Source organism: Klebsiella sp. RCJ4, assembly GCF_009025755.1.
In the GTDB taxonomy this organism is placed as follows: Bacteria; Pseudomonadota; Gammaproteobacteria; order Enterobacterales; family Enterobacteriaceae; genus Klebsiella; species Klebsiella michiganensis.
The window spans coordinates 24,224-38,682 of the sequence record NZ_WCIN01000027.1 but is presented as its reverse complement, the minus strand read 5'-3'; the positions used below and the strand labels follow the sequence as shown (position 1 = coordinate 38,682).

9 protein-coding genes are annotated in these 14,459 nt (G+C 58.5%); 6 read left to right on the top strand and 3 right to left on the bottom strand.

Annotation, left to right across the window (positions count from 1 at the left end; all coding sequences use genetic code 11):
- The first annotated feature begins 105 nt into the window (after positions 1-105).
- From polB to rluA, 3 genes are all read left to right on the top strand, one after another.
- Positions 106-2,463: a DNA polymerase II gene (gene polB / locus F8562_RS08695; protein ID WP_038424064.1), complete on the top strand. Its 2,358-nt coding sequence runs from the start codon at positions 106-108 to the stop codon at positions 2,461-2,463.
- A gap of 187 nt (positions 2,464-2,650) precedes the next feature.
- Positions 2,651-5,557, top strand: coding sequence for an RNA polymerase-associated protein RapA (gene rapA / locus F8562_RS08690; protein WP_014227898.1), 2,907 nt, complete (start codon positions 2,651-2,653; stop codon positions 5,555-5,557).
- A 12-nt stretch (positions 5,558-5,569) separates the two neighbouring features.
- Entirely contained in the window at positions 5,570-6,229 is a 660-nt protein-coding gene (rluA, locus tag F8562_RS08685) for a bifunctional tRNA pseudouridine(32) synthase/23S rRNA pseudouridine(746) synthase RluA (protein ID WP_014837390.1), read from the top strand.
- An 81-nt stretch (positions 6,230-6,310) separates the two neighbouring features.
- Here the strand turns inward: rluA and citX are convergent, their stop codons facing one another.
- Together citX and F8562_RS08675 are read right to left on the bottom strand one after the other, a co-directional pair.
- Positions 6,311-6,850, bottom strand: a complete 540-nt coding sequence (gene citX, locus F8562_RS08680) for a citrate lyase holo-[acyl-carrier protein] synthase (RefSeq protein ID WP_004098536.1) — start codon at positions 6,848-6,850, stop codon at positions 6,311-6,313.
- 168 nt (positions 6,851-7,018) lie between these two features.
- Complete coding sequence (locus tag F8562_RS08675; RefSeq protein WP_004098535.1) at positions 7,019-8,374, bottom strand: 2-hydroxycarboxylate transporter family protein; 1,356 nt, start codon at positions 8,372-8,374, stop codon at positions 7,019-7,021.
- A gap of 322 nt (positions 8,375-8,696) precedes the next feature.
- On the opposite strand from F8562_RS08675, the gene F8562_RS08670 reads away from it, so the two are divergent.
- Together F8562_RS08670 and F8562_RS08665 are read left to right on the top strand one after the other, a co-directional pair.
- Positions 8,697-10,322 (top strand): sensor histidine kinase, encoded by a 1,626-nt coding sequence (locus F8562_RS08670; RefSeq protein ID WP_014837388.1) that lies wholly within the window; start codon positions 8,697-8,699, stop codon positions 10,320-10,322.
- Positions 10,312-11,010, top strand: coding sequence for a response regulator (locus F8562_RS08665; RefSeq protein ID WP_014227895.1), 699 nt, complete (start codon positions 10,312-10,314; stop codon positions 11,008-11,010). Before F8562_RS08670 ends, F8562_RS08665 begins: the two co-directional genes overlap by 11 nt.
- Positions 11,011-11,040: 30 nt before the next feature.
- On the opposite strand, the gene djlA is transcribed toward F8562_RS08665, so the two are convergent.
- Entirely contained in the window at positions 11,041-11,868 is an 828-nt protein-coding gene (gene djlA / locus F8562_RS08660) for a co-chaperone DjlA (RefSeq protein WP_014837387.1), read from the bottom strand.
- A gap of 244 nt (positions 11,869-12,112) precedes the next feature.
- On the opposite strand from djlA, the gene lptD reads away from it, so the two are divergent.
- Complete coding sequence (gene lptD, locus F8562_RS08655) at positions 12,113-14,455, top strand: LPS assembly protein LptD (protein ID WP_014227893.1); 2,343 nt, start codon at positions 12,113-12,115, stop codon at positions 14,453-14,455.
- The last annotated feature ends 4 nt before the right edge of the window (positions 14,456-14,459 follow it).

Here is a 14,459-nt window from a genome sequence, read left to right as displayed (position 1 = left end):
CCCGGCTAAGTCCGGGAAACAGCGCGCCACACCTGTATAAAACCCCAGCATCATTTGGTGAACCAGGCTATAATCAGGCCTGGTTTTTACTGATGAGAGCACGGCGTGACGCAGCCACGAGCAGGTTTTTTACTCACCCGTCACTGGCGGGATACCCCGCAGGGCACCGAACTGACATTCTGGCTGGCGACCGATGACGGCCCGCTTGAGGTCACCCTGCCGCCGCAGGAATCCGTCGCGTTCATTCCCGAATCGCAGCGCCCGCAGGCTGAACGCCTGCTGCAGGGCGAAAACGGCCATCGCCTTGCTGCGCTCATTCTGCAAGATTTTCATCGCCAGCGGGTGTTTGGTCTCTACTGCCGCGCTCACCGCCAGCTGATGCGGCTGGAAAAAAAGCTGCGCGAAAACGGCGTCACGGTATATGAAGGCGACGTTCGCCCGCCGGAGCGCTATCTGATGGAGCGCTTTATCACCGCCCCGGTGTGGGTTGAAGGCGAGGCGCGCGGCCAGCGGCTGGTCAACGCGCGGATGAAGCCCAATCCCCACTACCGACCGCCCCTAAAGTGGGTGTCGCTGGACATCGAAACCAGCCGCCACGGCGAGCTCTACTGCATCGGCCTTGAAGGCTGCGGCCAGCGGGTCGTCTATATGTTAGGGCCGGAACCGGCCACCCCGCCTGCCGTCGATTTCGAACTGGAGTACGTCGCCAGCCGCCCGCTGCTGCTGGAAAAGCTTAACGCCTGGTTTGCCGCCCACGACCCGGACGTGCTGATCGGCTGGAACGTGGTGCAGTTTGATTTACGCGTCCTGCAAAAGCACGCCGAGCGCTATCGCATCCCGCTGCTGCTCGGCCGCGGCAACAGCGAACTGGAGTGGCGCGAACACGGTTTTAAGAATGGCGTCTTCTTTGCTCAGGCCAACGGCCGCCTGATTATCGATGGCATCGAGGCGCTGAAATCCGCGTTCTGGAACTTCTCCTCTTTTGCGCTGGAGTCGGTCGCCCGCGAGCTGCTCGGCGAGGGCAAAGCCATTGATAATCCCTGGGATCGGATGGATGAAATCGATCGCCGCTTTCACCAGGATAAACCGGCGCTGGCCACCTATAACCTGCAGGACTGCGAGCTGGTCACGCGCATCCTCCATAAAACCGAGATCATGCCGTTTTTGCTGGAGCGCGCGACGGTCAACGGCCTGCCTGCGGATCGCCACGGCGGTTCGGTCGCCGCCTTCAGCCATCTCTATTTCCCGCGCATGCACCGGCTCGGCTACGTCGCGCCGAACCTCGGTGAAGTGCCGCCGCAGGCCAGCCCCGGCGGCTACGTGATGGACTCCCGCCCCGGCCTCTACGACTCGGTGCTGGTGCTGGACTACAAAAGCCTGTACCCGTCGATTATCCGCACCTTTCTGATCGACCCGGTGGGGCTGGTGGAAGGTCTGGCGCAGCCCGATGACGCTCACAGCACCGAAGGCTTTCTCGGCGCGCGCTTCTCGCGAGAAAAACACTGCCTGCCGGGGATCGTCGGGCAAATCTGGCACGGGCGCGACGAGGCCAAGCAGCATAAAAACAAACCGCTGTCGCAGGCGCTGAAAATCATTATGAACGCCTTCTACGGCGTGCTCGGTACCAGCGCCTGCCGCTTTTTCGATCCGCGTCTGGCCTCATCCATCACCATGCGCGGCCACGCGATTATGCGCCAGACCAAAGCGCTGATTGAATCCCAGGGCTATGACGTTATCTACGGCGATACCGACTCCACCTTCGTGTGGCTCAAACGGTCCCACAGCGAAGAGGAAGCCAGCAGCATCGGCCGCTCGCTGGTGGCCTTCGTCAACGAATGGTGGGCGGCGGAGCTGAGCAAAGAGGGGCTTGTCAGCACCCTCGAGCTGGAGTTCGAAACCCACTTCTGCCGCTTTCTCATGCCCACCATTCGCGGCGCGGATACCGGCAGTAAAAAGCGCTACGCCGGGATGATTCAGGAAGGCAGCGAGCAGCGCATGGTGTTTAAAGGGCTGGAGACGGTACGCACCGACTGGACGCCGCTGGCCCAGCAGTTTCAGCAGGAGCTTTATCTGCGCATTTTCCGCCATCAGCCCTATCGCGATTACGTGCGCGAAACCATTGATAAGCTGATGAACGGCGAGCTTGACGATCGGCTGGTCTACCGCAAGCGCCTGCGCCGTCCGCTGGCGGAGTATCAGCGCAACGTGCCGCCGCACGTGCGCGCGGCCAGGCTCGCTGATGAGCAAAACGTCAGGCTGGGCAGGCCGCAGCAGTATCAGCAGCGCGGCAGCATTAAATACGTCTGGACCACCGGCGGGCCGGAGCCGGTGGATTATCAGCAATCACCGCTGGATTATGAACACTATCTTTCTAAGCAATTAGAGCCTGTCGCCGAAGGAATACTTCCCTTTGTCGACGACGATTTTGCTACAATAGTGACGGGGCAGCTGGGGCTATTTTGATTTTTTCTCACTCATTCCGCTGGCGCAAAAGCCGCAAAATGAAGGGTGAGGAGGACGTGACGAACGTTCCGCCATCCAGTAATATAGCGCCCTTTCCATTCCTGGACCCAATTTTGACGTATCTCCGATTCTCCATGGAGATGCTCAACTATTGCCTGCAATCAAAGAACTAAAGAGCCGAACATATATGCCTTTTACACTTGGTCAACGCTGGATTAGCGACACAGAGAGCGAACTGGGATTAGGGACGGTCGTTGCGCTGGACGCGCGCATGGTGACCCTGCTTTTCCCCGCCATCGGCGAAAACCGTCTGTACGCACGCAACGACTCCCCAATCACCCGCGTGATGTTTAACCCGGGCGATACCATCACCAGCCACGAAGGCTGGCAACTCCAGGTTGACGAAGTTAATGAAGAGAACGGTCTGCTGGCCTACACCGGCACCCGCCTCGATACCCAGGAAGCCAACGTTACCCTGCGTGAAGTGCTCCTCGACAGCAAGCTGGTCTTCAGCAAACCGCAGGACCGTCTGTTCGCCGGACAGATCGACCGTATGGATCGTTTCGCCCTGCGCTATCGAGCGCGTAAATTCCAGAGCGAACAGTACCGCATGCCGTGGAGCGGCCTGCGCGGCCAGCGCACCAGCCTGATCCCGCATCAGCTGAATATCGCCCACGACGTTGGCCGCCGCCACGCGCCGCGCGTCCTGCTGGCGGATGAAGTAGGTTTAGGTAAAACCATTGAAGCCGGGATGATCCTGCATCAGCAGTTGCTCTCCGGCGCCGCGGAACGCGTCCTGATCGTCGTCCCGGAAACCCTGCAGCACCAGTGGCTGGTGGAAATGCTGCGCCGCTTTAACCTGCGCTTCTCGCTGTTTGACGATGAGCGCTATGCCGAAGCGCAGCACGACGCGATTAACCCGTTCGAAACCGAACAGCTGGTGATCTGTTCGCTGGATTTCGTGCGCCGCAGCAAGCAGCGCCTGGAACACCTGTGCGAAGCCGAATGGGATCTGATGGTCGTTGATGAAGCGCACCACCTGGTCTGGAGCGAAGACGCCCCGAGCCGGGAATATCAGGCGATTGAACAGCTGGCCGAATGCGTGCCGGGCATTCTGCTGCTCACCGCGACGCCGGAGCAGCTGGGAATGGAGAGCCACTTCGCCCGCCTGCGCCTGCTCGACCCCAACCGTTTCCACGACTTCGCCCAGTTTGTTGAAGAGCAGCAGAACTACCGTCCGGTTGCCGACGCGGTCGCCCTGCTGCTGGCCGGTAATAAGCTGAGCGACGCCGATCTGAACGCGCTGAGCGATCTGATCGGCGAACAGGATATTGAACCATTATTGCAGGCCGCCAACAGCGATCGCGATGATGCCCAGGCCGCTCGTCAGGAGCTGGTGTCGATGCTGATGGACCGCCACGGCACCAGCCGCGTGCTGTTCCGCAACACCCGTAACGGCGTCAAAGGTTTCCCGAAACGCGAGCTGCATACGATTCGTCTGCCGCTGCCGACCCAGTACCAGACGGCCATTAAGGTTTCCGGCATTATGGGCGCCCGCAAAACCGCCGAAGAGCGCGCCCGCGACATGCTCTATCCGGAGCAGATTTATCAGGAATTTGAAGGCGATACCGGCACCTGGTGGAACTTCGATCCGCGCGTTGAATGGCTGATGGGCCATCTCACCAGCCACCGCTCGCAGAAAGTGCTGGTCATCTGCGCCAAAGCGGCCACCGCGCTGCAGCTGGAGCAGGTCCTGCGCGAGCGCGAAGGCATTCGCGCCGCGGTGTTCCACGAAGGGATGTCGATTATCGAACGCGACCGCGCCGCCGCCTGGTTCGCCGAGGAAGATACCGGCGCTCAGGTGCTGCTGTGTTCTGAGATCGGCTCTGAAGGCCGCAACTTCCAGTTCGCCAGCAATCTGGTGATGTTCGACCTGCCGTTCAACCCGGATCTGCTGGAGCAGCGTATCGGCCGTCTTGACCGTATCGGCCAGGCTCACGATATTCAGATCCACGTTCCCTATCTGGAAAGAACCGCCCAGTCGGTGCTGGTGCGCTGGTATCACGAAGGCCTGGACGCGTTCGAGCACACCTGCCCGACCGGCCGTACCGTCTACGACAGCGTGCATAACGAACTGATCAACTATCTTGCCACGCCGGAAAATACCGACGGCTTCGACGACCTGATCAAAGCCTGCCGCCAGCAGCATGAAGCGCTGAAAGCGCAGCTGGAACAGGGCCGCGACCGTCTGCTGGAGATCCACTCCAACGGCGGAGAAAAAGCCCAGCAGCTTGCGGAAAGCATTGAAGAACAGGATGACGACACCAGCCTGATCGCCTTCTCCATGAACCTGTTTGATATCGTCGGCATCAACCAGGACGATCGCGGTGAGAATCTGATTGTCCTGACCCCCTCCGACCATATGCTGGTCCCGGATTTCCCGGGCCTGCCGGAAGATGGCTGCACCATTACCTTTGAGCGTGACGTCGCCCTGTCCCGCGAAGACGCGCAGTTCATCACCTGGGAGCATCCGCTGATTATCAACGGTCTGGATCTGATCCTCTCCGGCGATACCGGCAGCAGCACCATTTCGCTGCTGAAGAATAAAGCGCTGCCGGTAGGTACTCTGCTGCTGGAGCTGATTTACGTCGTTGAAGCGCAGGCGCCGAAGCATCTGCAGCTCAACCGCTTCCTGCCGCCGACGCCGGTGCGCATGCTGCTCGACAAAAACGGCAACAACCTCGCCGGTCAGGTGGAGTTCGAAAGCTTCAACCGTCAGCTGAGCGCGGTTAACCGCCACACCGGCAGCAAGCTGGTCAACGCCGTCCAGCAGGACGTCCACGCGATTTTACAGCAGGGCGAAGGCCAGGTAGCCAAAGCGGCCCAGGCGCTGATCGACGCCGCGCGTAAAGAAGCCGACGATAAGCTGACGGCAGAGCTGTCGCGCCTTGAAGCGCTGCGCGCCGTGAACCCGAACATCCGCGATGATGAACTGACGGCTATCGAGAGCAACCGTCAGCAGGTTATGGACGCGCTGGCGCAGGCGGGCTGGCGCCTGGATGCGCTGCGCTTAATCGTGGTCACCCACCAGTAACGGAACGCGAATATGGCGATGGAAAACTACAATCCGCCGCAGGATCCCTGGCTGGTTATTCTCTACCAGGATGAGCACATTATGGTGGTCAACAAGCCAAGCGGCCTGTTGTCCGTGCCGGGCCGGCTTGCCGAGCACAAAGACAGCGTGATGGCGCGCGTTCAGCGCGACTTCCCGCAGGCCGAGTCGGTGCACCGGCTGGATATGGCGACCAGCGGCGTGATTGTGGTGGCCCTGACCAAAGCGGCAGAGCGCGAGCTGAAGCGGCAGTTCCGCGAACGGGAGCCGAAAAAGCAGTACGTCGCCCGCGTCTGGGGGCATCCGGAGAAAACCGAGGGTCTGGTGGATTTACCGCTGATTTGCGACTGGCCGAACCGGCCAAAGCAGAAGGTGTGTTACGAAACCGGCAAAGCGGCACAAACCGAGTATGAAGTGCTGGAGTTGGCGGTGGACAACACCGCCCGCGTGCGCCTGAAGCCGATTACCGGGCGTTCGCATCAGCTGCGCGTGCATATGCTGGCGCTGGGCCATCCGATTCTTGGCGACCGCTTTTATGCGTCGCCGGAAGCGCTGGCCATGGCGCCTCGTCTGCTGCTGCACGCCGAAACGCTGACCATCACCCACCCCGCTTTCGGTAATACGATGACGTTTCGCGCGCCGATCGACTTCTGACCGTACCTCTCTGTCCCGGGTCGTGCCGCCAGCGGCTCACCCGGGCTACTCCTCGCTCATCAATGTCGCGGAAAACGGGCGTCAGTCGCGGGCAAACCACGCATCAATCATCTGCTCAACGCGGGCCACAACCTGCCCGGTGTCATGACGGCGGCTGCGCGCGCAGGCGTGCGCGGGCTCGTCGCACAGCAGGCAGCGGCGCTGGTTCTCCCCCATTGACTGACGGCCAACCAGGCCATTTTTCGGGCAAATGACGTCAATATCCCACAGGCGGCCCAGCGGATGGGTATGCTCAAGATCGGTACAGAAGGCTTTGATTTCACTGGCGGCGTGATCGACGCACCACAGCGCTTCCGGCCCGGTCGGCAGCCACAGCACCTGGCGATCCAGCGTCTGCCAGCGGTGTTTCCACAGCATCTGATCGCAGGCCTGCAGCGCCACCCCCATCATATTACGGTAGCGAATGCTGTCTTTCACCGCGCCCGGCGTCACCAGGGTCAGCGAAATCACCGGCCGCTGATAATGGGCTAACCAGTCGGCCTGGCGCGCGGCGCGCTGCTCTTTCGCCGCCAGCAGCGCTTCCATGCTTACGCCCTCACGGGCGAGAGTATCCACTGACATTTGTTTCTCTCCTCACTTAATAAAAGGCAGCGGACAGGCTGCCGTCGCAGTCGCGAATAATGGCGCTGATTGTATCGCTAAACGATCCCTGTTTTGGAGACGGGGCGCAGATATTTTCTGCGCCATTTAGCACGAAAAAGCAGACTTAGCGGTTATAAAAAAGTTAAATCAGGCCAGAAAGTGACTGAGGAACAGCAGACCCAGCGAAACATTAATCGCGCCGCCGATCCGGGTTGCGATCTGCGCGAACGGCATCAGGTTCATGCGGTTGCCGGAGGTCAGAATCGCCACGTCGCCGGTACCGCCCTGACCGCTCTGGCAGCAGGAGACAATCGCCACGTCAATCGGGTACATGCCAATCTTTTTGCCGACCAGGAAACCGGTCGCCACCAGCGCCGTTACGGTGCTGATAATCACCAGCAAATTGGTCACGGTAAAGGCGTTGACCAGCTCCTGCCACGGGGTGATCGCCACGCCGACGGCAAACAGAATCGGATAGGTGACCGCCGTACGGAAGAACTTATACACCATCTGCGAGCCCTCCTGCAGGCGCGGAGAGACGCCGTTCACCAGCTTCAGCAGCACCGCGAGGAACAGCATGCCCACCGGCGCGGGCAGGCCGATGGTCTTCTGCCCCAGCATACCCAGCATATAAAGCAGCACCGCCAGCAGCGCGCCGGAGGCCAGCGTTGTCACGTCCATTTTGCCCTCGGCGGGCGTTTCGCGATGTGTCTCGTTGCGGCGGTTCGGCATCAGCTGCCCCTCCCCGGTCAAATGCGGGAAACGCTTGCCCAGCTGGTTCAAACAGCCGGAGATAACGATCGCCGTCAGGCTGCCCAGCATCACCATTGGCAGCACGCGCCCAAGCGCCACGCCCTGATCCATATGCATCAGCGCGGCGTAGCCAATCGACAGCGGGATCGCCCCCTCGCCGACGCCACCGGCCATGATCGGCAGGACGATAAAGAAGAACACCTGAAACGGCTCCAGCCCCAGCGCGGTACCGACGCCGACGCCGACCACCATGCCGACGATTTCGCCGCACAGCATCGGGAAGAAAATCCGCAGAAAGCCCTGAATCAGCGTGGTGCGGTTCATGCTCATAATGCTGCCGACGATAATGCAGCAGATATAAAGATAAAGAATGTTGGTCGACTTGTAGAATTTGGTGGTCGACTCCACTACCACCTCCGGCAGCAGGCCGTAATGCACCAGCGCAGAAGGGATAAAGGTCGCGCAGATGGCCGCCGCGCCGAGCTTGCCGAGTACCGGCAGCCGTTTACCAAATTCGCCGCAGGCAAAGCCGAAAAAGGCCAGCGTCGCTACCATCACGACGATATCGCTCGGCAGCTTGCCGCCCAGGCAGTCCAGCGCGATCAGGCCGCCGGCCAGCAAAAAGAGCGGCAGCGGGATAATACCGACTTTCCAGTTATCGAGAATATGCCACCAGCGCTGCTTAAGCGCGGGTTTCGGCGTATTAATAGGGTCGATGGTTGCAGAGAATGCATTGTCTGTGGTGCTCATAATTAAGCCCTCTGGTTATTATTACTTTTCAGGTTAGAGGGCCACGCGCGGAGTTAATGTGAGGATCGGCAGATTAAAAAAGAAGTTTTAATGGTCACTATGGTTTTTATGGTTTCTATTATTATTGTGAAACCGCTCTGATTTATTGCCGTGGTTTTTAAGGTTTTTAAATCCAGCGCCTGATTAACCTTGATAAATTCCCCGCCAGCGGATAATTGTGGTTCCCGGACGCTCTTGTGACGTTCACCGGTTTCCCTCAGCCACGATGCCGGCAGCGAAAAAATGATACGCTGCCGTATCCCTGATACTGTGCATTATACTTATGAAGGTTTCATTTCAGTTTAAGCTGTTCATTTCGCTGGTCGCTTTTTTCTCAGTGCTGTTTGCGCTGCTGGGCGTGTATTACTATTTCGACGCCAGCCATCAGCTTTATCAGGAAATGAGCGCCCGCGCGAAAATACAGGCAGAAGAAATCGCGCTGATGCCGGATTTACGTCAGCAGGTGGCGCGTGAAGACGCACTGGCGATAAAGCCTTTTATGCAAAATATTGCCGCCCACAGCGACGCCAGTTTTATCGTCATTGGCGATAAGCGGGGCGTGCATCTGTTTCACTCTGTCCATCCGGAGTGGGTCGGCACGCGGCTGGTTGGCGGCGATAACCAGCCGGTACTTGAGGGGAAAAGCACGACCACCATCCGCAAAGGGGGACTCGGTATTTCCCTGCGCAGCAAAGCGCCCATTTTCGATGACGCGGGTCGGGTCGTTGGCATTGTCTCCGTCGGCTACCTCACCAGCTATCTCGACAGCATCACGCTGGCAAAAGTCATCAATATTTTCATCGCCGCGGTGCTGCTGCTTATCGCGCTGTTTATCTTCTCCTGGTACTTCACCCGCAGCATTAAGAAACAAATTTTCTCGCTGGAGCCGCGCGAAATCGGCCTGCTGGTGCGTCAGCAAAAAGCGATGATGGAGTCGATATACGAAGGGGTGATTGTGATTGACCATCACCGGCGTATTGAAGTGATAAACCACGCCGCCCGCAGCCTGCTCGGACTGAGCCAGCCCGCGCACCAGCTGCGCGGTAAGTCTATCGATAGCGTCATTACGCCGCAGCCGTTTTTCGCCGGCGGAGAGATGTTCGAAAGCGATACCCACGACGAGCTGTGCCGTTTTAATCAGCTGACGGTACTCGCCAGCCGGGTGCGAATCATGCTGGAGAATGCGCTCCAGGGCTGGGTGATCACCTTCCGCGACCGCGATGAAATCAACTCCCTGAGCGCCCAGCTCAGCCAGGTAAAACGCTACGTTGATAATCTGCGCATCATGCGCCATGAACAGCTCAACCGGATGACGACCCTCTCCGGCCTGCTGCATATGGGCCACTATGACGAGGCGATTCGCTATATTCAGGCGCAGTCGGAGCATGCCCAGGAGCTGCTGGACTTTATTTCATCGCACTTTAATTCGCCGACGCTGTGCGGCCTGCTGCTGGGTAAAGCCGCCCGCGCGCGGGAAAAAGGGGTTGAGCTGAGCTTTGACCCGGCCTGCCGCATCGACCGCCCGCTGCCGTCGTTGATGGAGTCCGAGCTTATCTCTATCATCGGTAATCTGCTGGATAACGCCATTGAAGCCACCCAGCGCGCCGAACTGCCGCACGAACCGGTCGAGATCCTGATTCAGCTCAACGCCCGGGAATTAATGATTGAAGTCGCCGATCGCGGCGTCGGTATTCGTCCGGAGATCCGCGAGCATATATTTGAGCGCGGCGTCACCACCAAAACCCGCGGCGATCACGGTATTGGACTGTATCTTATTGAGCGCTATGTCACCCAGGCTGGCGGCACGATTGAAGTGGCCGACAACGCGCCGCGCGGGGCGATTTTCACGCTGTTTATTCCCGCCAGCGGGCCAGCCCATCCGCAAGAAGAGACGCACTATGCATCATGACCTGGTCGATGTCCTGATCGTTGAAGATGAAAGCGAACTGGCGCGGCTGCACGCCGAGCTTATCCAGAAACACCCGCGCATGCGGCTGACCGGCACGGCGGCCTCTCTCGCCCAGGCGCGGCAGATACTCAACGCCAGACCGCCGCAGCTGGTGCTGCTGGATAACTACCTGCCGGACGGCAAAGGGGTCACCCTGATGAACGACCCTATTATGGCCCATGCTAACTGCTCGGTGATCTTTATCACCGCCGCCAGCGACATGGAAACCTGTAGCCAGGCAATCCGCAACGGCGCCTTCGACTACATTCTTAAGCCGGTATCATGGAAGCGCCTGAGCCAGTCCCTTGAACGGTTCGTGCAGTTCTACGATCAGCAGCGCGAATGGAAAATCGTCGACCAGCAGAACGTGGATTCGCTGTATCAGCTGCAGGCTAAAAACTACCGAGCCGATAGCGGCAGTAAAGGCATTGAAGAAAAAACGCTGGCGCTGGTGCAGAGCCTGTTTATCGGCGAAGAAGAGCGCTGCTTTTCGGTTGATGACGTGGTGAGCGAGGCTGGCTTGAGCAAAACCACGGCCCGTCGCTATCTGGAGCACTGCGTGGAAATCGGCTTTCTGGAGGTGGAAATGCTGTACGGCAAGATTGGCCATCCGCGGCGTATGTACCGCCGCGCCGCCAGCGTATCGTGACGCCTCTCCCACCCGGGAGAGGCCGGTCGTTTAGAAGCCGCGCTGCTCTTTAATCAGTTCCCAGGCTTTCTGGATCTCCTGCGCTTTCTGCTTAGCCATCTCCATCATTTCCGGCGGTAGCCCTTTCGCCACCAGCTTATCCGGATGGTGCTCGCTCATCAGCTTACGATAGGCGCGCTTGACGGTGGCGGCATCGTCGGTCGCTTTGACGCCCAGCACATTGCAGGCATCTTCAAGGGTTGGCCCGCGCTGCGCCTGCTGCCAGCCGGCGTTGCCGCCGCGCTGGCCGTAAGATTGCTGCTGCGAACCGCCGCCAAACTGCGCCCCGCCCTGCATCATGCGCAGGAACTGTTCGAACTGAGCGCGGGAGATGCCCAGCTCGTCGGCAATCACAAACAGCACGTCACGTTCGTTGGGATGCAGTTCGCCGTCGGCGAAAGCCGCCTGCAGCTGAATTTCCAGAAACATCCGAATTAAATCAAAACGCCCAAAGCAGACGCTGCGCAGCTGGCGCATTTTCTCCCGCAGCGGGTAATCATCTGATTTCCCTACGCGAAACGCGTGCTGGGCCGCGGTACGCGCTTCGCCGTGCAGGTTCATGCGATCCATCAGCAAATTGGCGACCTGAATATCGGCTTCGGTAACGCGCCCTTTCGATTTGGTCAGATGCCCCATCACTTCAAACGTCGTCGAGAAGAACAGCGACTGGCGCTCCTGCTGATTGGCAAAGACGTTCAGCCGGCGGCTGCGCGCGCGGTCAAACATATGCCCGATTAAGAAGCCCAGCACCACGCCCCAAAAGCCGCCGCCCATCATCAACGCAACCGCAACGCCAATTATTTTACCCAAATACTGCATAGACTCCCCAATCTCTCTGCCGCCAGTTAAGCTATATCTGACCGCACGTTACAAAGCGTTTACGCCTCGGTCAATTGTGGGACATAGCCTATAATTTGCTTTATCATACTCGTCATTCTACACGGTGCCTAACGCTCGGGCTCGAAACGGGCAGGATTAACACTAGCGCGATTTAGACGAGTACGTTAGGCTCTGACCGTTTGCAAGCCGCTGCCACACGATGACGGAACAACAAATACAACGTATGAAAAAACGTATTCCCAGCCTCCTGGCCACCATGATTGCCAGCGCCTTGTATAGCCAACAGGGCCTCGCTGCCGATCTCGCCACGCAGTGTATGCTTGGCGTACCAAGCTACAATCGTCCTTTGGTTGAAGGGAAACCCAACGACCTGCCGGTGACGATCGATGCCGATCATGCGAAAGGCAACTATCCTGATAACGCCGTATTTACCGGCAACGTTGATATCAATCAGGGGAACAGCCGACTGCAGGCCGATGAAGTGCAGCTTCACCAGCAGCAGGCCGCGGGCCAGCCGCAGCCGGTGCGCACGGTCGACGCCCTCGGCAACGTTCACTATGATGACAATCAGGTGATCCTCAAAGGGCCGAAAGCCTGGTCGAATCTGAACACCAAAGATACCAACGTCTGGCAGGGCGATTACCAAATGGTTGGCCGTCAGGGGCGCGGTACCGCTGACCTGATGAAACAGCGCGGTGAAAACCGCTATACCATCTTAGAAAACGGCAGCTTCACCTCCTGTCTGCCGGGCTCTGACACCTGGAGCGTGGTCGGCAGTGAAGTCATCCACGACCGCGAAGAACAGGTCGCTGAGATCTGGAACGCCCGCTTCAAGCTCGGTTCCGTACCGATTTTTTATAGTCCCTACCTGCAGCTGCCGGTGGGCGACAAGCGTCGTTCGGGCTTCCTGATCCCCAACGCCAAATACAGCACCAAAAACGGCGTCGAGTTCTATCTTCCTTACTACTGGAACATTGCCCCGAACTTCGACGCCACGCTGACGCCGCACTATATGAGCAAGCGCGGCGGCGTCATGTGGGAGAACGAATTCCGCTATCTGACCAAAGCAGGAACCGGCTTAATCGAGTTCGACTACCTGCCTTCGGATAAAATTTACCAGGACGATCACTCCGGCGACAGCAATAGCCGCCGCTGGCTGTTCTACTGGAACCATTCTGGCGTCGTAGACCAGGTGTGGCGCTTCAACGCCGATTACACCAAAGTCAGCGACCCGGACTACTTTAACGACTTCAGCTCTAAATACGGTTCCAGTACCGATGGCTACGCGACGCAGAAGCTCAGCGCCGGCTACGCGAATCAGAACTTCGACGCCACCGTATCGACCAAGCAGTTCCAGGTCTTTAACCGCGACTCAAGCAACGCCTATTCCGCCGAGCCGCAGCTGGACGTGAACTACTACCAGAACGATGTCGGCCCGTTTGATACCCATCTTTATGGCCAGGCGGTGCATTTTGTTAACTCGAACAGCAGAATGCCGGAAGCAACGCGCGTTCACTTCGAGCCAACCATCAATCTGCCGCTGTCTAACGGCTGGGGAAGCATCAATACTGAGGCAAAACTGCTGGCAACCCATTACCAGCAAAGCAACCTTGATGACTACAACGCGGCCAACGGTACCGATTACAAAGACTCCGTTAACCGCGTCATGCCGCAGTTTAAAGTCGATGGTAAAATGGTTTTCGAGCGCGATATGCAGGAGAACTATACCCAGACGCTTGAGCCGCGGATGCAGTATCTGTATATCCCCTATCGTGACCAGAGCAAGATCGGCAGCTACGACTCAACCCTGCTGCAGTCGGACTACAGCGGCCTGTTCCGCGACCGTACCTATAGCGGCCTCGACCGTATCGCTTCCGCCAACCAGGTCTCCACCGGCGTCACATCTCGCGTTTATGATGCCGCCGCCGTTGAACGTTTTAATATTTCCGTTGGTCAAATCTACTATTTCACCGAGGCACGTACCGGTGACGACAACATCAACTGGGAGAACAACGACACGCGAGGTTCACTGGTATGGGCTGGCGATACCTACTGGCGCATCGCCGATGACTGGGGTTTACGCGGGGGAATTCAGTACGATACGCGTCTGGATAACGTCGCAACCGGCAGCGGAACCGTGGAATACCGTCGCGACGAAAACCGTTTAGTACAACTTAACTATCGTTATGCGAGCCCGGAATACATTCAGGCGACCCTGCCGTCTTATTCCACCGCTAAGCAGTACAAAGATGGTATCTCGCAGGTGGGGATGACCGCCAGCTGGCCAATCGTCGATCGTTGGGCAGTCGTCGGCGCGTATTACTACGACACGAATACCAGAAAGTCAGCGAACCAGATGTTAGGGGTTCAGTATAGCTCCTGCTGCTACGCTATCCGCGTCGGCTATGAACGTAAGATCAACGGCTGGGATAACAGCAGCAGCGAAAGCAAATACGACAACACCTTCGGTTTTAACATTGAGCTGCGCGGCCTGAGCTCCAACTACGGTCTCGGCACCCAGCAGATGCTGCGTTCGAACATTTTACCGTACCAGAGCTCCCTGTGATGTG